Source organism: Acinetobacter sp. ANC_7512, assembly GCF_056779935.1.
In genome coordinates this window covers 76,136-96,755 of the sequence record NZ_JBWYIX010000011.1, presented here as the reverse complement: position 1 = coordinate 96,755, position 20,620 = coordinate 76,136, and the positions used below count along the sequence as shown (strand labels likewise).

General features: G+C 38.7%; 18 protein-coding genes. 14 read left to right on the top strand and 4 right to left on the bottom strand.

The features are described from left to right. Nucleotides 1–24 precede the first annotated feature (24 nt). From lptC to AC1M9H_RS11310, 9 genes are all read left to right on the top strand, one after another. A complete protein-coding gene (gene lptC, locus AC1M9H_RS11350; protein ID WP_180028221.1) occupies nucleotides 25–570 on the top strand; it encodes an LPS export ABC transporter periplasmic protein LptC in 546 nt (181 codons plus the stop codon). Between the two features lie 25 nt (nucleotides 571–595). Continuing rightward, the gene (lptA, locus tag AC1M9H_RS11345) at nucleotides 596–1,126 is read left to right on the top strand and encodes a lipopolysaccharide transport periplasmic protein LptA (RefSeq protein WP_373683313.1); all 531 of its coding nucleotides are present in this window, start codon (nucleotides 596–598) and stop codon (nucleotides 1,124–1,126) included. Then, entirely contained in the window at nucleotides 1,126–1,872 is a 747-nt protein-coding gene (lptB, locus tag AC1M9H_RS11340) for an LPS export ABC transporter ATP-binding protein (protein ID WP_481589320.1), read from the top strand. Before lptA ends, lptB begins: the two co-directional genes overlap by 1 nt. Before the next feature lie 1,425 nt (nucleotides 1,873–3,297). Further along, a complete protein-coding gene (locus AC1M9H_RS11335; protein WP_481587693.1) occupies nucleotides 3,298–4,704 on the top strand; it encodes a TolC family outer membrane protein in 1,407 nt (468 codons plus the stop codon). Continuing rightward, complete coding sequence (locus AC1M9H_RS11330; protein ID WP_481613419.1) at nucleotides 4,701–6,836, top strand: type I secretion system permease/ATPase; 2,136 nt, start codon at nucleotides 4,701–4,703, stop codon at nucleotides 6,834–6,836. The genes AC1M9H_RS11335 and AC1M9H_RS11330 overlap by 4 nt, the downstream gene beginning before the upstream one ends. After that, on the top strand, nucleotides 6,833–8,020 hold the full coding sequence (locus AC1M9H_RS11325; RefSeq protein WP_481613418.1) for an HlyD family type I secretion periplasmic adaptor subunit: 1,188 nt from the start codon (nucleotides 6,833–6,835) through the stop codon (nucleotides 8,018–8,020). Before AC1M9H_RS11330 ends, AC1M9H_RS11325 begins: the two co-directional genes overlap by 4 nt. A gap of 109 nt (nucleotides 8,021–8,129) precedes the next feature. Beyond that, entirely contained in the window at nucleotides 8,130–8,732 is a 603-nt protein-coding gene (locus AC1M9H_RS11320; RefSeq protein ID WP_481609111.1) for an IMPACT family protein, read from the top strand. Beyond that, a complete protein-coding gene (locus AC1M9H_RS11315; protein ID WP_092767727.1) occupies nucleotides 8,719–9,336 on the top strand; it encodes a DapH/DapD/GlmU-related protein in 618 nt (205 codons plus the stop codon). The genes AC1M9H_RS11320 and AC1M9H_RS11315 overlap by 14 nt, the downstream gene beginning before the upstream one ends. A 110-nt stretch (nucleotides 9,337–9,446) precedes the next feature. After that, nucleotides 9,447–10,289, top strand: coding sequence for a universal stress protein (locus AC1M9H_RS11310; RefSeq protein WP_035266378.1), 843 nt, complete (start codon nucleotides 9,447–9,449; stop codon nucleotides 10,287–10,289). Nucleotides 10,290–10,568: 279 nt separating this feature from the next. Here AC1M9H_RS11310 and AC1M9H_RS11305 read toward each other — a convergent pair whose 3' ends face one another. From AC1M9H_RS11305 to mutS, 4 genes are all read right to left on the bottom strand, one after another. Then, nucleotides 10,569–11,234, bottom strand: coding sequence for an O-methyltransferase (locus AC1M9H_RS11305; RefSeq protein ID WP_035266381.1), 666 nt, complete (start codon nucleotides 11,232–11,234; stop codon nucleotides 10,569–10,571). Nucleotides 11,235–11,369: 135 nt separating this feature from the next. Further along, on the bottom strand, nucleotides 11,370–12,089 hold the full coding sequence (locus tag AC1M9H_RS11300; RefSeq protein ID WP_481613417.1) for a peptidase M15: 720 nt from the start codon (nucleotides 12,087–12,089) through the stop codon (nucleotides 11,370–11,372). Nucleotides 12,090–12,220: 131 nt separating this feature from the next. Beyond that, nucleotides 12,221–12,544 (bottom strand): ferredoxin FdxA, encoded by a 324-nt coding sequence (fdxA, locus tag AC1M9H_RS11295; protein WP_035266386.1) that lies wholly within the window; start codon nucleotides 12,542–12,544, stop codon nucleotides 12,221–12,223. A gap of 236 nt (nucleotides 12,545–12,780) precedes the next feature. Further along, nucleotides 12,781–15,432 carry a DNA mismatch repair protein MutS gene (gene mutS / locus AC1M9H_RS11290; RefSeq protein ID WP_481613416.1) on the bottom strand — a complete coding sequence of 884 codons (2,652 nt, stop codon included), beginning with the start codon at nucleotides 15,430–15,432 and terminating at the stop codon, nucleotides 12,781–12,783. Nucleotides 15,433–15,730: 298 nt separating this feature from the next. Between mutS and AC1M9H_RS11285 the strand changes: the two genes are divergently transcribed. Genes AC1M9H_RS11285 through AC1M9H_RS11265 form a run of 5 tightly spaced genes read left to right on the top strand, consistent with a single transcriptional unit; the run spans nucleotide 15,731 to nucleotide 20,590 of the window. Next, nucleotides 15,731–16,981 (top strand): dienelactone hydrolase family protein, encoded by a 1,251-nt coding sequence (locus AC1M9H_RS11285; protein WP_481613415.1) that lies wholly within the window; start codon nucleotides 15,731–15,733, stop codon nucleotides 16,979–16,981. Nucleotides 16,982–17,002: 21 nt separating this feature from the next. Next, nucleotides 17,003–17,788 carry an SDR family oxidoreductase gene (locus tag AC1M9H_RS11280; protein WP_092767734.1) on the top strand — a complete coding sequence of 262 codons (786 nt, stop codon included), beginning with the start codon at nucleotides 17,003–17,005 and terminating at the stop codon, nucleotides 17,786–17,788. Between the two features lie 21 nt (nucleotides 17,789–17,809). Then, nucleotides 17,810–19,048, top strand: a complete 1,239-nt coding sequence (locus AC1M9H_RS11275; protein ID WP_481596388.1) for a styrene monooxygenase/indole monooxygenase family protein — start codon at nucleotides 17,810–17,812, stop codon at nucleotides 19,046–19,048. A 19-nt stretch (nucleotides 19,049–19,067) separates the two neighbouring features. Next, on the top strand, nucleotides 19,068–19,592 hold the full coding sequence (locus AC1M9H_RS11270; protein ID WP_035266396.1) for a flavin reductase family protein: 525 nt from the start codon (nucleotides 19,068–19,070) through the stop codon (nucleotides 19,590–19,592). 53 nt (nucleotides 19,593–19,645) lie between these two features. Next, on the top strand, nucleotides 19,646–20,590 hold the full coding sequence (locus AC1M9H_RS11265; protein ID WP_481613414.1) for a SphA family protein: 945 nt from the start codon (nucleotides 19,646–19,648) through the stop codon (nucleotides 20,588–20,590). The last annotated feature ends 30 nt before the right edge of the window (nucleotides 20,591–20,620 follow it).

Below are 20,620 nucleotides of genomic sequence, written 5' to 3'. Positions count from 1 at the left end.
AACGCTGAATATAGTTGATGATTTATGGATACTAAAGTTTTATATATTACTGCTGTTATTGTCGCTGCTATAAGTGGTGGCTATTATTATTACAGCGGTAAAGGGAAAAAATTAGAGGGTTCATCCGCTCAATCGATGACATATTCAGCAAAGAATATTAATCTTTTGCAAACTGATGAAAAAGGCATGCTTTATGTTAAGGCTACAGTGGATGAGCTGAACCAAGATATGAAACAGAAAACATCAAGCTTGCAGAATTTAAATGCCAGCATGTTTACTAATAATGTAGAAGACGCTACGTTTTATGCTAAACAAGCACATGGTTTCAATGACAATGAGAAGATTGTGTTATCTGGAGATGTTGTTGCAACCAAGCAAGGAGAAATGGGCAAAATGGTTTTTCGAACCGATGCGCTTACAGGATATCCAAAAACAAGAAAGCTTGAAACATCTGAGCAAGTTACTGTACAAACACCAAATGCAGATTTTGTCAGCCAAGGCTTAGAAGCAGATTTGAATGAAGGTCAGTACGATTTTAAAAATATTCGAGGAAAGTATGCACCAAACTAAACCTTCTTATTTATCAGGTTCAAAAATGCTTAAAGCAATAGCAATGGTGGCACTCAGTTCTATTTCTGTTATGGCATTTGCATTGCCAAGTGATCGTAATCAACCCATCATGCTTTTAGCTGATCGTGCGACCTATAATGACAAAACAGGTATAACGACCTATGTGGGGAATGTTTCTGTTGAACAAGGTACTTTCAAGTTAAATGCAGCCTCTATAGTTGCTAATCTCAATGCCAATCGCCAAATTAGCTCAGTAAATGCGTCAGGTTCCCCTGCAAAATTCCAACAGCAATTAGAGTCTAAACGTGGCATTGCACGTGGTGAAGCCTCTAAAATTGTATATAACGCTGATACAGGCATTATTACTTTGTCGGGTAATGCATACTTGTATCAAGATGGCGCAAGTATTCGTGGGAACACTTTGCGTTACAGTATGAATAAGGGTGATATCGAAGTTGTAGGCGGTGGCAGTAGTGGCACAGGCAGTTCGAAAGGTCGTGTACAAATTATCATTCCACCTTCTGCCTCAAAATCATTCTCTGGAGTACGTGATTAATGAGTGTCAATGAATCACAAATCCAAACATTAAAAATTAAACATCTTGCCAAAGTTTATAGTAAACGCTGGGTGGTGAAAGATGTTTCATTTAGCATGCAAAGTGGTCAAATTGTGGGTTTGCTTGGACCGAACGGGGCGGGAAAAACGACAAGCTTTTACATGGTAGTCGGACTGGTTCGAATGGATAAAGGTGAAATTCATTTAGATAATCTTGATCTTTCGGACCTTGCAATGCATGAGCGTGCTCGTCATGGAATTGGTTATTTGCCACAAGAGGCTTCAATTTTTCGTAAATTGAGTATTTCAGATAATATTATGGCGATTCTTGAAACGCGGAAGGATCTTAATAAGCAACAACGTAAAGAGAGACTTCAAGAGTTATTAGAAGACTTTAAAATTACACATATTAAAGATTCTTTGGGGATGAGTGTGTCAGGGGGGGAACGTCGCCGTGCTGAAATCGCTCGAGCATTAGCCGCCGATCCTAAGTTTATGCTCCTTGATGAGCCTTTTGCTGGGGTAGATCCAATTTCTGTAGGTGATATCAAAGATATCATTCGCAATTTAAAAGAACGTGGTATCGGTGTGCTCATTACAGACCATAACGTTCGCGAAACGCTCGCGATTTGTGAGCATGCTTATATTGTCAGCGAAGGATCTGTCATTGCGGAAGGAACACCAGATCAAGTACTTATGGATGAAACTGTCCGTAAAGTTTATTTAGGTGATGATTTCACAGTTTAAAAAAATAGTGTGATATCTATAAAATAATGTTGTTTTATAGATATTTAGACTGTAAATTAACTCAAACAAATCGTAAGTTTACAATTGACGCAGAAATAATATAAAAATCATTGTAGAATACGATTGATTTTATGTGACGTAGTTCACACTTTTTAATAGAGATTACAAGTGGCTAAACATCAATTAAGTCAGAAGGATATGGGGTATATCACGCTGTTTGCGATCAGTTTATGTACGACACAAGTACATGCTGAAGATGCAATCGCTCCTCTAGCAATTGACGATACCCAACGTGCACTATCAGCAGAATTACAAAAACCAAAAATCAACTTTAGTTTGGAAAAAAAGACTGTTGAAGATATACCTGAACAGCTTGAAAAGCCACGTTTTAAATTATTCCAATCGAAATCCAAAATCTCGAAAGAGCAAGTGAAAGAACAGGTTCTTGTTCCTAAAGTTATTGAACAAGTTCCTGATTTAGACGACATAGTCGAAAATGAAATTGCTCAAGTTAACACTATACCTTTATCTAATTCGCAGTCTCAGAATGAGTCGAAGGAAAAGACTCAAAAGAAATCTTTCTTTGCATTTGTTAAGCGTGAAAAAGCGGCATCTGAACCAAAAATATTGCTGCCAAAGGTAAAGCAGGTTATTGAAGAGGCTTCAGCGCCAAATGTTCTAAAACCTACTATTTCATCTACTGTACAACCCGCTACTAAAGACACTCGTCAGGTTTTAAAACCGCTTAAACCAAAGATCCAAAATCAACTAACAGAATCTTTAATTGACGCGCAACACGCAAAATTACTAGAAAATGAAACATCGGTTTCAGAAGACAAAACAGAAAAACCAAAAAGTAAACTCTTTACATTTATTGGGAATATAGGCAAAGATAAAACTAAGTTGGATGAGGGTCATCACCAAGCTACTGGCAATGTTTCAAATACAAAAGTTTTGACACCGACTTTACAAAAATCGGTGAGTGAATCTTCATTGAAAGTGTCTAGTACACCAAAACCGAAGATTGTTAATGATCAACAAATTAACAGCCAAAACAACTTGCTACAAGCTCCACCTTCAACTGTAGCGAAAGTTGAACATCGTCAAAGTCTTGTATCTAAAGCCAAAGCTTTTTGGCCTTTTAAATCAGGTTCTCATAATAAGTTAGAAACACAGAATGTAATTGAGCGTCCAAACTTGATCGTTCAGCAACCGACTAGTGCTTTGGCTGTAAATAAACCTACAATTGTTTATTCAAAACCAATAGAGCAGAAAGCGAAAATATCTGAACAATCGCAGTCGATTAAGCCAGTTGTAAATATTAAGCCTAAAGCTGATCAAGTCGTCTCAGAACAAAAATACAATACGGTGAATGCTGAAACTCAAGCAAAGAAAAAATTCAGTTTAACTGCATTAAAATCAAATATGGATCAGTTTTTTAAACCTAAAGCTGATGATGACTTTAGACAAGTTAAGTTAAATGAACTGAGTGATTTTAGCTTTGATCCTAAACAGGTCGAACAATTGCCTGTGATAACGACACAAGCTTCGCCTAGTGCTCCAGTATCTTTGATGCCACTTGTGAATGGTACGGCTGATAAACAAACGTTAAGCTTATACGATGCGATTAAGATTGCAGTAGCTAGACATCCTGAAGTGACACAAAGTGTTTCTTCACTCGCATCACAAAATGCATTTATTGATGTTGCTAAAGCCGGTTATTACCCACAGTTGAGTGCAGGTGTTTCAACTGGAGATATGACTTCAGGAGAAAGAGGGCGTCAATTATTTAATGTCAATGCGACACAACTACTTTTTGACTTTGGTAAACAAAAATCACTAGTGAGTACAGAAGAAGCCAAGTTGCAGTTTAGCCAAGCTCAAGTTCTTGTCACAATTGACCAAATTGCTCTTGAAGTGGCTTCTGCCATCGTAAATATTAAGCGATATGAAGAAATTACACGTATTGCACGTGAGCAAATTGCTGGTATATCACGAATCCGAGAAATTGCTAATTTACGTGCAGAGGCAGGTATCAGCAGTCAGGCCGATCCAATTCAAGCGCAATCATATTATGAATCTGCACAATCAAATTTAATTCTGCAAGAAACACAGCTCAATGTATTTAAACAACGTCTTAGAACTTTGATGGGAACAGATATATCAAAATATAACTGGGAGATACCTGAGAGTTTAATTAAGGCTTCAGATATTTATTCAGAGCCAAAGTTTAACGAAATTCCGAAAATGATGGCTGCCAAAGCAGAAGTTGATGTTGCAGAATTGGAAAAAAAACAAACTCAATTGAGTCGTTATCCTACGTTAAATGTTAAAGGTACATTGAGTCAAGCAGTCAACGGACGTAATCCGAATAACAATCAAGACGATGGAACAGATAGTTCTATTATGCTTGAAGCAAATAGTACTTTCTTCCAAGGTGGTGCAATTAGTTCACGCAGTCGTGCGGCATCGTTTGCAGAAGAAGCTGCTAAAGCAAAAGTAAATGCAGTTTATTTAGAAACAATTGATGAAATTCGTCGCGCTCAAGAACAAGTTGAAAATAAACAGCGACAAATGAAAGTATTAATTGATCAACAAGCGACATCAGTCAGAACAAAAGAGTTATATCAAGAACAATATAAACTTGGCACTCGTACAGCTGTTGATCTTTTAAATGCTGAGCAAGCGATTCACCGTTCAAATTCAGATATTGAAACGGCACGTTATGATATTTATGAAAACTTAGTTCAATATATTGCCGCTTCTGGTAAGAGCCGCGATGTATATCAACTTAATAATTTGACCATTCAAGGGGTAGAATTGAAACCATGAATACAAGAATAAATTATCAACCATGGTTACAAGGTGTCCTGACGGTTGCACGTCACTATCGAATTGAAACCTCTGCTGAACGTATTCGCTTAGAACTAAATTGGAATCAGAACCAGTCAGTCGATGACATCTTGGCAATTATGACACGCCAAGTAGGTTTGCATGTCCGTAAAGTGGATTTTAGCCCCGATATTTTAAATCCGTGGCGTTTACCGGTATTGGTCGGATTTAAAGATGGGCAAGTTGGCGTCATTGATCGTGCAGATACACAAGGTAACGCAAGTGTTCAACTGAGCGGTGATGAAGGGTTAGCACAGACATTTTCAGTAGATACATTATTAGATGTCATCGACTCAGTCTATATTTTAAGACCAGAAACCTCAGTACCTGATGCGCGTATTGACGAATACATTAAACCGTACGAAAAAAATTGGTTTTGGGAAATTGTATTACGCGATTGGAAACGCTATATCGATATTATGTTTGCATCATTGCTTGCAAACGTATTAGCACTCGCGACAATCGTATTCTCGATGAATGTGTATGACCGAGTTATTCCAGCACAATCTATTCCAACCTTGTGGGTATTGGCAGGTGGTGTATTACTTGCTGCAATCTTTGAATTCGCATTGAAATACTCACGATTAATTCTTTCAGATATGATTGGTAAGCGTGCGGATTTAAGAGTCTCAGATCGGGTCTTTGGTCATGCCTTACGTATTAAAAATAGTGAACGATCTAAATCCACGGGAACGTTTATTTCACAAATTCGTGAACTAGAAGGTGTACGTGAGCTTGTAACATCTACAACAATTACCGCCTTTGCTGATTTACCATTCTTCTTCCTGTTTCTTGGTATTTTTTGGCTCATTGGTGGCAATCTTTTCTGGGTAATTTTGGTGGTTGTACCGCTGATGATTATTCCAGGGCTTTTGGCGCAAAAAAAATTAGCGCAATTGGCTAAAGAGGGTATGCGTGAGTCATCAATACGAAATGCGATTCTTGTTGAAGCCGTTCAAGGTATTGAAGATATTAAACTGTTACGTGCAGAGTCTCGTTTTCAAAATCAGTGGAATCACATGAATGATGTTTCAGCTTCTATCAGCATGAAACAACGTAAAATAGTAGGCGTATTGAATCTCTGGACTCAAAAATTACAGGGGTTGACCTTTGCAATTGTAGTATTGGTGGGTTGTTTTGCGGTAATGGATGGAGAAATGACCACTGGTGCGTTAGTGGCATGTTCGATTCTATCTTCACGTATGTTAGCGCCAATTGCACAGGTAACTGGTGTTCTTGGTCGTTATCAGCAAGCCAAAACGGCGAAAGAAAGTCTTGATGAATTAATGAGTAAACAGGTTGACCATCCTGAGCGTTCACAATTGATTCAGCGATCAGTACTCAATGGTCATTATGAATTAAATGGTGTGGTCTTTAAATACGGCGAAGAAGATCCTAAACCAAGTGTTGTGATTCCTAAACTTGAAATTAAACCAGGTGAAAAAATTGCGATTCTTGGGCGTAACGGTGCAGGTAAATCGACCATTCTTCAATTACTTTCTGGTATGCAAACCGCAGTTCAAGGTAAAGTTCAATTAGATAATATTGATATTACCTTGTTGGACCCATCGGATGTTCGTCGTGACGTAGGTTTGTTGAATCAAAATGCGCACCTATTCTTTGGTACAGTCAGAGAAAATTTAACGTTAGGTGCACCATTAGCTACCGATGATGATTTATTAAAAGCACTTGCTGTAACAGGTGCACTCAACTTCATTCAAGAAAAGAAAGAAGGACTAGATCATATTATTTTAGAAGGTGGTGTCGGCTTCTCAGGTGGACAGCGTCAGGCACTTTTATTGTCAAGACTCCTCATTTGTCAGCCGAATATTCTGTTGTTAGATGAGCCTACAGCTGCGATTGATGATGTATCTGAAAAACAATTAATTGATCATATGAAGAACTGGCTTGGACATCGCACATTGGTTGTGGCAACCCACCGCCGTGCAGTTTTAGAGTTAGTGGATCGAATTATCGTGGTGAATGATGGTCGTATCGTTATGGATGGCCCACGTGATCAAATTTTAAATAATTCTGGCCAGCAACAAGCAAATTCAGGGGCTAAATCATGAGCGAAGAATTAAAACAACAACGTTCATTAAAAGTGTCTCAGTTAGAGCCACCATTACCGAAGGTCAGTATTACGATTTGGATTATTGGTCTGGGTTTGCTTGCACTCATTATTTGGGCAGCTATTTTCAAACTTGAAGAAGTTTCTAATGGTACAGGTAAAGTGGTTCCAACTTCTAAGGAACAAGTGATTCAATCTTTAGAGGGCGGGATTCTAACCAAACTTGAAGTTAAAGAAGGTGATATTGTTGAAAAAGGGCAAACCCTTGCTCAACTTGATCCGACACGATTTGCTTCAAATGTGGGTGAATCAGAATCGTTACTACTGTCATCGCAAGCAACAGCTGCGCGTTTACGTGCGGAAGTGAATGGTGGTCCACTGGTATTTCCAGAATCAGTTCAAAAAATTCCAAAATTGGTTGCTGAAGAAACTCAGCTTTATCATTCTAGACGTGCCAATATGGAAGAATCTATTGCTGGCTTAACGCAAGCACTTACGTTAGTTCAGCAAGAATTGAGAATGACAGAACCGCTTGTTGCCAAAGGTGCTGCGAGTGAAGTTGAAGTTTTACGTTTAAAACGTCAAGCAAATGAATTGACCAACCAAATTAACGATATTCGTAACCAGTACTATGTGCAGGCACGCGAAGAGTTATCTAAGGCGAGCACTGATGTCGAAACTCAACAACAAGTGATCAAAGGTAAATCTGATAGTCTGAATCGTACAATCTTTAAAGCACCAGTCCGCGGTGTGGTAAAAGAAATTGATGTGATGACTTTGGGTGGTGTTATTCCTCAGAATGGTAAGTTGATGACCATTGTCCCTTTAGATGAACAACTTTTAATTGAGGCGCGAATTTCACCGCGTGATATTGCATTTATTCATCCTGGACAGGAAGCTTTAGTTAAAATCACTGCTTACGATTATTCAATCTACGGTGGCTTGAAAGGAGAGGTAACAGTCATTTCTCCTGATACGCTACGTGATGAAGTTAAACAAGATCAATTCTATTATCGTGTGTATATTCGTACTGATTCAGACAAGCTTTATAACAAAGCTGGGCAAGCTTTCCCAATCACGCCGGGTATGGTATCAACGGTTGATATTAAGACAGGTCAAAAAACGATTCTTGAATACCTGTTGAAACCATTCAATAAGGCGAAAGAAGCGTTACGCGAACGATAATCTCTATTTTTTCAGTCTGTTTAAAACCCAATCAATGATGTTTTGATTGGGTTTTTTAATATGATTGAATCACGCATAATGTATTTGAGTTCAACCTTTGTAATTTACCATGCCATTTACTCTTGCTCAGACTTATATCTATGAAGAAGATATTAAGAAAAGCCGTTTTCAGGCGATCACCGCACCTGTGGAAAATGAACAGGATGTAAAAGAGTTTTTAAACCAGTATTTTGATGCCTCGACGACCCATCAATGCTGGGCATGGAAAATTGGGCATCAAGTCCGTTTTAATGATGATGGAGAACCTTCAGGAACAGCTGGAAGACCCATACTTGCAACGATTGAAGGGAATGAGCTCACTAATATTATTGTATTGGTAAACCGCTGGTATGGTGGTATCAAACTCGGAACTGGAGGCTTGGTACGAGCATACGGAGGTGTAGCAGGGCAATGCTTATTACAGGTCGAAAAAATTGAACTCATCGAAAAGAAAACTGTAAATTTTAAATGCCAATTTAATGAGTGGTCGATTTTTCAATACGAGCTAAATCAACAAAAAATTGAATATATTGAAGAATATGTTGACTCTGGAGTATTGATTACTGCACGTATGCAAATTCATGAAATTGAGCCGTTTAAACTGAAAATCCAAGATGTGACTCGTGGACGTGAACAATTGAATATAGAGGATGTCGAACGTGACGGAACATGATCCTTTACTCAAGTATCGAGAACAACATAAACATCGTTTGAATTACATGCCTTGGTTATATTGGTCACTCAAGGCAAAGCATCGTGAATGGGCTGAAGCTTGGCAAAAAGATTATCAAGCCTATTTAATGGACATGGAGACTGTTGAAATTGGAGAAAATTGTTTCATTTCCCCTTTAGCCCATATTTTTGCTGAGCGTGGTCGGAAGATCATTATTGGAGATAATACTTTTATTGCCGCGGATTGTACCTTGCATGGTCCTTTAGAAATTGGGTCTGAAGTCGCCGTTAATCATCATTGTATTTTAGATGGTGGACGCGTTGGGATTAAGATTCATGACCAAGTACGGATCGCAGCTTATTGTCATCTTTATGCATTTGACCATGGCATGAGTTTAGATCAACCTATTTACCAGCAAGCAGTACGCTCAAAAGGCATTGAGATTCATCGTGATGTTTGGTTAGGGGCGCATGTGGGCATTAAAGATGGCGTGACCATACATGAACAGGTGATTGTAGGTATGAATAGTATGGTTACTAAGGATATTCAGGCAAGAGAAGTTGTTGCAGGGAATCCAGCTCAATTTATACGAATGCGTGAATAATTCGTAACGCTAAAGATTGAATTAAATTACATAAACCATGTTCATTTGCCCGAAAGCTATGATAGTTTAAAGAAAAGAACAATCAGACATCATGTCAAAGTGAGGCAATCATGAACCGTGTAATTGCGTGTATTGATTCATCCCCATGTATTCATGCCTTAGCTGAAGCAGCAGCCTGGATTGCGGATCGAACTAAACGTGAGTTAGTCCTTTTACAGGTTTTAGATTACTATCCTGCAAGTTATCATCTGGGTGAAATTAGTGGTGTGATTGGATTTGAAAGTAATGCAATGCTCTTAAAAGAACTCGCGGAATTAGAACAAAAACAAAGTGAATTAGCCTTAGATTATAGTAATAATCTTCTTTCACATATTTCAGAAGTGATTGAAGAAAAATATGGTATTACGCCGATAAAAATTCAAGAAAAAGGTGATTTCCTCGAACAGAGTTTCAATGTTTTAAATGAAAATGACATTGCGATTATTGGTCGAGTGGGTGAGCGCTCCGCAGAAAAACACAAAAGTTTAGGGAGTAATGTAGAGAATTTTATTCGTGGTGCCCGTTGTACGGTTCTAACTGTTGGTGAAACCTTTAAGCCACCAACACGTTTTATTTTTGCCTATGAAGATTCTCAGACTTGTAAAGAAATGATGCATCGTGTTGCTAAAAGTGATTTATTAAGAACACTTCAGTGTCATTTGCTTTATGTGGGTGATCATCCCGAAATTCTTGATATCCCAGCTCAGTATTTACGTGAAGCTGGATTGGATGTGGTTGTTGAATACCGTTTTGGAGATGTCGCTGAGAATATTTTAGATTATCAGCAACAACATCAAATTCAATTAATTGTGCTAGGCGCTTATAGTCGCAGTAAAGTAAAACAATTTTTCTTGGGCAGTATTACGACTAATATATTTAGAAATTCAGTCGTTCCATTGTTGGTTGCTAAATGATCAATCAATTTTGATTAATTTTACTTGATAAATATTGGTTCAACTTTACTGGTAGAAGGTGGATAAATTTTTAGAACAGTAGGGTTTTATGGTTTGATTATTTTATAATCTTTTGATTAAAGCTTATGAAAATCAGGTGTTTGCCATAATATTTTATTTTTATCCACAGGAATACAAACAGGAATCGGGGATAACTTTTTCAGGGCTTTAGTGCAAGAAAAAGGAGTATTCAAATTGATGAATACTCCTTTAAGTGATACTAATGACTAGTATTAAGATTTATTTGACAATCGCCAGTGCAAAACCATCATGTCCTTTACTGCCGACGGTTTGTAAGGCTGTACTCGACAATAGTCGAGGATGATTCTGCATAAGGCGGTACATTTCACGAATACCTTCGATGCTTGGTTTGACATTTTTTTCATCCAAAATATCACCAGCGCGAATCACATTATCTAAAAAAATAATGGTACCTGAGCGTGAAAATTTAAGTGATAGTTCTAAATACTCTGGGTAACTTTGTTTATCAGCATCAATAAATATAAAGTCAAATGGCTCAAAATTTTCAGGTAAAGATTTGAGAATATCCGCAGCGCGACCAACTTTTAATTCAACCGTTTGCTTTAATTTCGCATTGTCGATATTTTCTTGACCGAGTGCTGCATGTGTATCACGACCCTCAATCGTGAGAATATATCCATCCTCAGGAAGAGCTCTTGCTAGCCACATGGTGCTATAAGCCGCAAAGGTTCCAAGCTCTAACACACGCTTACACTGATTCATTTGAATCAACATTTGTAATAACATGCCTTGGTTAGCAGCAACTGCTAGATGGTCAGGAAAACCCTTATCAGCTGTATTTTGTAGAGTCTGAGTTAAAATTGGATCTTCTGGCATCAGATGAGATTCAATATAAGCATCAATATCTGACCATTGTTGTTGCATAACTGAGTACCTGTAGGGAGTTCAGTGCATTGTAATCGTTTCGAGTGAATGTGCAAATTTCTGATGCTTTGATGCTGAAAAATCAGTCAAAAAAAAGAGGTCAAAGACCTCTTAATTAAATGTGATCATCTAAAATTAGTAATGGCATAAAGATGTATTTCGAGTCAGATCGGGTCCCCAAGTTCGGTAACCTTGAGTATCAATATGTATTTGACCAGTCGCATACAAACCTAAGCCCATATTTAAGCTTTGACCATAATTTTGCCAAAATTGGCACAATTTAAATTTAGAATTTTCGATGAATGCATAATCTTCAGCCTGAGGAAATTCAGGACCGATTCTGAAATCAATGGCTGAGTTATACAAGTGTCGAGACGAACCTGCGCCACCAGCACACTGATTTAATGGAAGGTCACGATATACAGATGTAACCTCAAAATCAGTTAAAATCCTTGCTGCAACGAGATATTTAAATACTTTCAGTGTTGGTAACTGATTCGACCATAGCTCACGGTTTGGAACCATATATTCAGATTTACCACATTTCTGCCAAGCACGTGCTGATTTAAATAATTCAAAACTTGGGATAATATTGCCAACATTATTACGTTCTAAGTATTGTTCATATTCTCGTGCTTGAGCTTGGTTATTACCTTGCATCAGCCAAACACGATAAGAATTCGGAATGACTTTTGGTCGCGTTGGACGTTCATAGGTTATTTTTTCTTGTGGAATATATATGCGTTGACCATCATTGGTGACGATTGTTCGTCCTTTTTGAGGGGAGGACGTACATCCAATCAATATCAACGATATTGCACTGATTGAGCACAAGCCCTTCAAAATTAATTTCATTATAAATAAATTTTACTAAAGCAAATAAGTTTCTATTTTATGCTAATTGATTATCAAGAATGCGTATAAATTGCAAATAAATGTACCAATTGGGTATAAAAAAGATCAGCCGAAGCTGATCTCTCATTGGATTATTTTTCTAAATATTGCAATTTATTTGGTTTGCCATTCCATTCTTCACGGTCAGCTGGCTGATCACCAATCTGAGTAATATTTGGCCATTTTTCTGCAAGTTCAGCATTGAGTTCGATAAAGACTTCTTGACCTTCAGGCAGTTCATCTTCCGAGAAAATGGCATTTGCAGGGCATTCAGGCTCACATAACGCGCAGTCAATACACTCATCTGGATTAATGACTAGAAAGTTTGGACCTTCATAGAAACAGTCAACTGGGCAAACTTCTACACAGTCTTGATACTTACATTTAATACAATTTTCAGTGACAACAAAGGTCATGGCGTCAGCTACCTAAAAAATATGGTTCTAATAACGAATGCTGTATTTTAGGCAAATTGAACGAAACTAACAATTCCTTTTCTTGATATTTAATATAGGGGATGCTACTAAATCAGTAATATTTATGATGAGACCTCTTGGATTTCCAATTTCTTAGGCATTTTGTCTCTGAATTTCAAAAATCATGAATAAAAAAAGCCAGCAGTTGACTGGCTTATTGATTGAGTGTGCTTGAACTAAGATTTTTGGAGTAATTGTTTGAGTTGGTAGAGTTGGTCTAAAGCCTGTCTTGGACTTAAGTCATCTACAATAATTTCTGAAAGAAGTTGTTCAACTTGAGAAGGTTGATGAATTTCAACCACTTTTTCAACTTCAATAATTTTTTCTACAGGGTTACTATTTGAAAATAAATCTTGAGAGAACAAATCTTTTTGCACAGGTTGGGTTTGCAGTTGGAGTTTCTCTAGTTTTTTAAGTTTAGCTTGAGCCTCTTTAATCACGTTTTGAGGAATACCTGCTAGTTTAGCGACCTGTAAACCATGACTTTGACTTGCAGGACCTTTTTGAACCTTATGCAATAAGATGAGATGACCATTCACTTCTTGCGCAGTGACATGATAATTATCAATACACGGATCCATGTCTAATTCTGTTAATTCAAAATAGTGCGTTGCAAAAAGACATAAACATTTAATGCGATGCGTCAAATCAAGAACACAAGCCCAAGCTAATGACAAACCATCATAAGTGCTTGTGCCACGACCTACTTCGTCCATCAATACCAAAGATTGTTGTGTGGCATGATGTAAAATTTGAGAAGTTTCCGTCATTTCCACCATAAATGTAGATTTGCCAGAAGAAAGATCGTCTGCTGAACCGATACGCGTAAAGATCCGATCAATAGGTCCCAATTTGGCAGATTTCGCTGGAACGAAACTACCGCAATATGCCAATAGCGTAATTAACGCCGTCTGACGCATGAATGTAGATTTACCACCCATATTTGGGCCTGTGATAATCGACATACGATGCTGCTCATCTAGATAAGTATCATTTGGGGTGTAAGGTGTTTTAATCAGTGATTCAACAACGGGATGGCGTCCTGCTTGAATGTGTATTCCAATTTCAGGGCTAAATTCCGGACGATTCCAATTATATAATCTTGATAGATGTGCGAAGTTTGTCAGTACATCCAGTTGAGCAATAGCACTCGCCATAATTTGAAGATTGGCAATATCTTGACGTAATTCATCCAATAACATTTCAAACAAAAGTTTTTCACGAGCCAATGCACGCGATTCACTTGAAAGCACTTTATCTTCGAAAGACTTCAATTCAGGGGTGATGTAACGTTCAGCATTTTTTAATGTTTGACGACGAATATAATGGGCAGGAGCTTGTTCTGCTTGCGCTCTGGTTAATTCAATATAATACCCACTCACTCGGTTATAACCGATTTTTAGTGTGTTTATACCTGTTGTTTCTCTTTCTTTGATCTCTAAATCAATTAAAAATTGTCCTGCATGATCGCGTATTTGACGGAGTTCATCTAACTCATGATCGAAACCATTTGCAATGACATTGCCATCTCTGAGTAGAACAGGAGGGTTTTCCACAATGGCTGACATGAGGCGATGATGTAAACCATTAAAGTCACCCAATTCCTCATTCAGTTGATTGATTAAAGTGGATTGCTGTGTTGAGGTCATTGGTGCTAATGCATGGCGTAAATACGGAATCTGAGCACAGGCTTGACGTAGTTGAACCAAATCACGCGGTCGTGCACTTCCTAATGCCACACGGCTGAGTACGCGTTCGATATCACTGATTTCTTTTAATAACAGACGAATCGGAGCTTCATGATAGCCAGATAATATGGTTTGTATCGCATCTAAACGCTGATCTAACAACGCAGTATCACGAATCGGTTGCATCAAGGTTCGACTCAGCAGTCGGCTACCCATAGCCGTTTGGCATTGGTTGGTCAAATCAAATAATGAAGTGCCATGCTCAAACAAAGGCTCAATAATCTCTAGATTCCGACGCGTTACAGGATCAAGAGCGATAAAATCGGAGCTTTGTTCAAGTCGAATTGAACGAATATGTGGCAACGCTGTCTTTTGGGTATCTTTAGCATAATGAATTAAAGCTGCCGCGGCTGCTTTCGCTAACTCAAGATGTTCAATTCCAAAGCCAGATAAAGTACTTACGGCAAATTGATCACATAAAGTTTTTTGCGCATTATTCAGATTGAAGTCTACATTTGGGCGGTTAGTAACGGGACAATCAAGAATTTGCTTAATCTGTTCAACCACTTCTGGATGCTTGAAATCTTCATCAATCAAAACTTCACTTGGCATAAGACGCGCAAGTTCCAGAGGAAGCTGTTCAGCTTGAAAACTTTGTTGTTGGACTTTAAAAATACCTGCACTGAGATCTAATAGGGCGATACCAATTTCATCAGATTTAATACAGATGGATACTAAATTTGAACTCTGATGGGCATTTAGCAATGCATCGTCTGTCAATGTACCCGGTGTAATAATTCTGACTACACCACGTTCGACAGGTCCTTTACCAGTGACTTCCCCAAGTTGTTCACAAATAACAACGGTTTCACCTTTTTTAACTAAACGCGCTAAGTATCCTTCTGCTGCATGATAAGGAACCCCAGCCATGGGTATCGGTTGTCCATTCGCTTTACCACGGTGGGTTAACGTAATCCCTAAAATTTTGGCGGCTTTATGCGCATCGTCAAAAAATAACTCGTAGAAATCACCCATACGATAGAACATTAACGAATGCGGGTGCTGTAATTTCACCGTCATGTATTGCTGCATCATTGGCGTCAATGTTGAAAGATCGATATTGGATTGATCTAAAGTCATCTTTGAAAAAAACCTGTAGTTAAATTTTGAAACGAAGAAGTACTGCTCAAGCTTAGCATGAGAAAAAATGCGTAAATCGATTATAAGATCTATTTTTAGCAAAAGATAAATGAGTCGAACCAATATTATAACCAACGACTCAATTTCGTTCATTGAATAATTAAATTCGATATCCATTTATGCAAATTCTTTGTGTAAAGAATCAGCAGTCTCTGGATAGTCTCCGCATTTTTTGGACAGTTTGTTATCGCATTTCATTTCATGATCAGATCATATTCGATGTCTTAGGGAAGAAAAAATGACAGGTCAAACGATTGAGATCACTACCAAATCAGGGAATCGCTATTCAGGGTATTTGGCAGTCCCAGAAGCGAAGAAAGGTCCAGGGATTGTATTGTGTCATGAAATATTTGGTATCAATGCAGCGATGCGAGCAAAAGCTGACTTTCTCGCAGAGGAAGGCTATACCGTTTTAGTCCCTGATCTATTTTGGCGTACTGCACCAAACATTGAGTTAGGTTATACACCTGAGGATTTTGAAAAAGCTTTTCAACTTTATCAACAATATGATGAAGATCAGGGTGTAAACGATATTCGTGAAAGTTTAGATTTTTTAACGACTTTAGATGCGTGTGACACGACTTCGGGTCAGTCAGTGGTGGGATATTGTCTTGGTGGAAAACTTGCATATTTGGCGGCATGCCGTATTGATAACTTAGCGTGTTCGGTTGCTTACTACGGTGTAGGCATTGAAAAAGCGCTCGATGAACTCTCGAATGCGAAGGGTAAGCTTGTGTTACACATGGCTGAACTTGATCAATTCTGTCAAGCAGAAGCGCGAAATCAAATTACTGAAGCATGCGCACAATTTAAACATGTTCATGCTTATGTTTATGAAGGTGTTGATCACGCATTTGCACGACCGAACAGCGATCATTATCACAAACCATCGGCGCGATTCGCCCATGAACGTACCGTAACAGCATTACATGAAACGGTTGGCCCTCACTATGACTTAGTTGCATTGTGGGAAGAGCATATCAGACATGAGTTCGACACGCGCGATGTACCAGCAACCATGGCAACGATGGTCGCTCAACCGTATGTGAATCACATTCCAACATTGACAGGTGGTGTGGGATATAGCCAGTTAGCGCGATTCTATCGATATCATTTTGTACATCAAAACCCTCAAGATATGAAAATCACCTCAATTTCTAGAACTGTGGGATCTACTCAGGTTGTGGATGAATTCATCATGAGTTTCACTCACGACACTGAAATTGATTGGTTATTACCAGGTGTAAAACCGACTGGAAAATATGTCGAAATTCCAATGTTGGGGGTCATTCAGTTTAGAGGTCCAAAACTTTGTCACGAACATATTTATTGGGATCAAGCTTCTGTACTTGTCCAAATCGGATTACTTAATCCAGAAGGATTGCCTGTCGCAGGCGTAGAAACAGCGAAAAAACTTTTAGATGAAGATATTCCTTCAAATGGCTTGATGCCAAGTTGGGAGTCAAGTGCTGGTAAGCCAATCGAATAATCAAAATATTTGGGGCAAAAAATGGAATTAAATATTAAAGATAAAGTTGCCATTGTCAGTGGTGGATCAACGTTGATTGGACAGGCTGTGGTTCAAAGTCTCGTGAATTTAGGGGCTAAAGTTGCCATTTTAGACATTGATGACTACGGAAAAACCATAGCTGCGCAACATCCTTATGAAGTGATGTTTATACAAACTGATCTAACTTCAGACATTGCAATTCAGGAAGCGGTGAACAGCATCAGAAATCATCTAGGTGAAGTCAGTTATTTGGTGAACTTGGCATGTACCTATCTTGATGATGGCTTCAAATCACCACGATCAGATTGGTTAAAAGCATTAGATATCAATTTGGTGTCTATTGTTGAGCTAACGCGTGCCGTATATGAAGATTTGCAAAAAAATAAAGGGTCAGTGGTGAATTTCACCTCGATTTCAGCGCAATGTGCTCAAACGGGACGTTGGTTATATCCAGTTTCTAAAGCGGCAATTTTACAACTGACCAAATCGATGGCAATGGATTTTGCGCCAGATGGTATCCGTGTCAACTCAGTTTCACCAGGTTGGACTTGGTCGAGAGTGATTTCTGAAGTGAGTGGACAAAATCGTGCGAAAGCTGATGCTGTAGCAAGTGATTATCATCTCTTGGGACGTTTGGGTAATCCGGCAGAAGTGGCAAATGTAGTGACATTCTTATTGTCGGATGCTGCAAGTTTTGTGACTGGCGCAGACTATGCAGTAGATGGTGGGTATTCAGTCATGGGGCCTGAAACGAATCAACCCGCAATACCACGTTTAGCAGAATAAATTAAATATTGGAGAATAAAGATGAGAAAAATTGCAATTGTTGGTGCAGGTCAGTCAGGACTTCAACTTGGATTAGGACTGCTGGATAAGGGATATGACATCACGATTTTATCGAATAAAACTCCTGATGAGATTCGTCAAGGTAAAGTCATGTCTAGTCAATGTATGTTCCATACTGCGTTACAGACTGAGCGTGATTTAGGATTAAATTTTTGGGAAGAGCATTGTCCAGCGGTAGAAGGTATTAGTTTTGCTTTGGTTGATCCAGCAAGTGGTGAAAGAGCATTTAAATGGAGTGCGCGATTAGAGCGTTATGCTCAATCTGTTGATCAACGTGTCAAGATGCCTTATTGGCTTGAAGAGTTTCAGCGCCGTGGAGGCAAGTTTGTTCTCCAAGACGTTGGTCTAAACGAATTAGAACATTTGGCTGACGAGTATGAATTAGTGCTCTTGGCTGCGGGTAAAGGTGAAGTGGTTAAAGAGTTTGTACGTGACGCAGAACGAAGTACTTTTGACAAACCTCAGCGTGCATTGGCTTTGACTTATGTGAATGGAATGAAGCCAATTTCGCCATACTCGAGAGTAAGCTTTAATATTATTCCTGGGGTGGGTGAGTATTTTTGTTTTCCTGCGCTTACAGTAAATGGTCCATGTGACATTATGGTTTTTGAAGGGATTCCTAATGGTCCTATGGATTGCTGGGCTGAAGTTAAAACACCAGAAGAACATTTAAATAAAAGCTTAGAAATTCTGAAACAACATTTGCCGTGGGAATATGAGCGTTGTAAAGACGTAACGCTGACAGATCATGGCGGATATTTAGCAGGACGTTTCCCACCAACGGTACGTAAACCTGTCATGACATTGGCTTCTGGTAAAAAAATATTTGGTATGGCAGATGCATTGGTGGTGAATGATCCAATCACAGGTCAAGGATCAAATAATGCAGCTAAGTGTAGCAAGGTTTATTTCGATGCGATCTTAGCACACGGTAATCAAGCGTTTACTGAAGATTGGATGGAGTCAACGTTTGAGAAATATTGGTCATATGCTGAAAAAGTCGTGAGCTGGACAAATAGTTTATTGGTTCCACCTCAACCTCATGTTGTTGAGCTACTGGGTGCAGCCTCTCAGAATCAAAATTTAGCTTCTCAGATCGTTAATAATTTTGATGATCCACGTAACTTTTCACCGTGGTGGTTTGACGAAAACGCAGCGAAAGAATTATTAGAAACAGATCAAGTTTCTCAAGTGGCTTGATGGAACTGAGGTGTTAAAAATGGATGTATTAGATAAAATTAATCTGCAAGAGATTGACATCAGTAATCCTCGCGAGATTCGTAATCTTCTTGGTCAGTTTGCCACAGGTGTTACCGTAATCACCACACGTGGAACGGATGGACGAAAAGTGGGTATGACAGCCAATTCATTTTCTTCGTTGTCATTAGATCCACCGCTTGTGTTGTGGAGCTTGTCGAAAACAGCACCAAGTTTGCCCGATTTTGTTGCAGCTGAGCACTTTGCAATTCATATGTTAACGAAGGAGCAGCATCAGCTTTCTACCCATTTTGCCCGTGGTGCACAAGATAAGTTTGCCACAGTTGATCATGGTGAATGTGATACAGGTGTTCCATTACTGAACGAAGCACTTGCTACACTTGTCTGTAAAAATGTACAGCAATACGAAGGTGGCGATCACTTGATTTTTATCGGTGAAATTCAAAAATATCAACAAACTGCTGGTGAGCCCTTAGTGTTTCATGCTGGTCGTTACCAAATTGCAGCGAGCCATCCAGACCTTTAATGATTGCTTTAAAAACCACGATGAACAATCGTGGTTTTTTATGGGAAATACACATGAAAAATAAAATTATATTAAGTGCTTTAACCTTGTTTACTACAGCAAATTCATCACATGTTTTTGCTTATGATTTACCGACTGTGAATTTGGGTATGACCAGCTTTCTAGATGGTGGACTACCAGCTGGAGCTGGTTGGTATTCGCAAACGTATTTTCAACATTATGACAGTGATAAGTTGAGAGATACGAGTGGACAAAAGCTTCCGCTGCCCAAAACAGATTTAAATTATCAAGTGATTGTCGAGCAATTAAGTTACATGTCGACCTATAAACCGACTGCTCATTCAAGTCTAGGTCTGAATTTACTTATCCCTTATTTAAGTAAAATCAGTGTTGACGATGGTTTAAATAATCAAGCTTTAAAAGCTAAAAGTGGATTTGGAGATTTGATGATTGGTCCATTTCTCCAGTTTGATCCAGTCATGGGTGAACAGGGACCAAAATTTGTCCATCGAATTGAATTACAGCTAAATCTGCCGACAGGGGAATATCAGCAAAACCGTGATATTAATCCGGGTAATAATGCATTTTCCTTCAATCCATATTGGGCTGCAACGTATTGGTTTAATCCGAAATGGACAGCTTCGACACGCGCTCATTATTTGTATAATTTTAAAAATGATGATCCAACTTATGGTTTTGGTGCTGCTGATGACATCCAAGCGGGGCAAGCAGTACACATTAACCTAGCATCTGAATATGCTGTACATGATCAGATTCGATTGGGTTTAAGTGGGTACTATTTAAAACAGCTTACCGATACTAAAGTTGATGGTGTAAAAGTCGATGGTCGCAAAGAAAGTGTGTGGGCAGTTGGACCTGGACTTATGTATAGTCACTCGCCAAAAAATCATGTCATCGCAAATGCATATTTCGAGCATGATGCAAAAAATAGAACTGAAGGCGATCGATTTCAAATTCGATACATTCATCATTTCTAATCAAATAAGCCTGTGATTTCACAGGCTTTT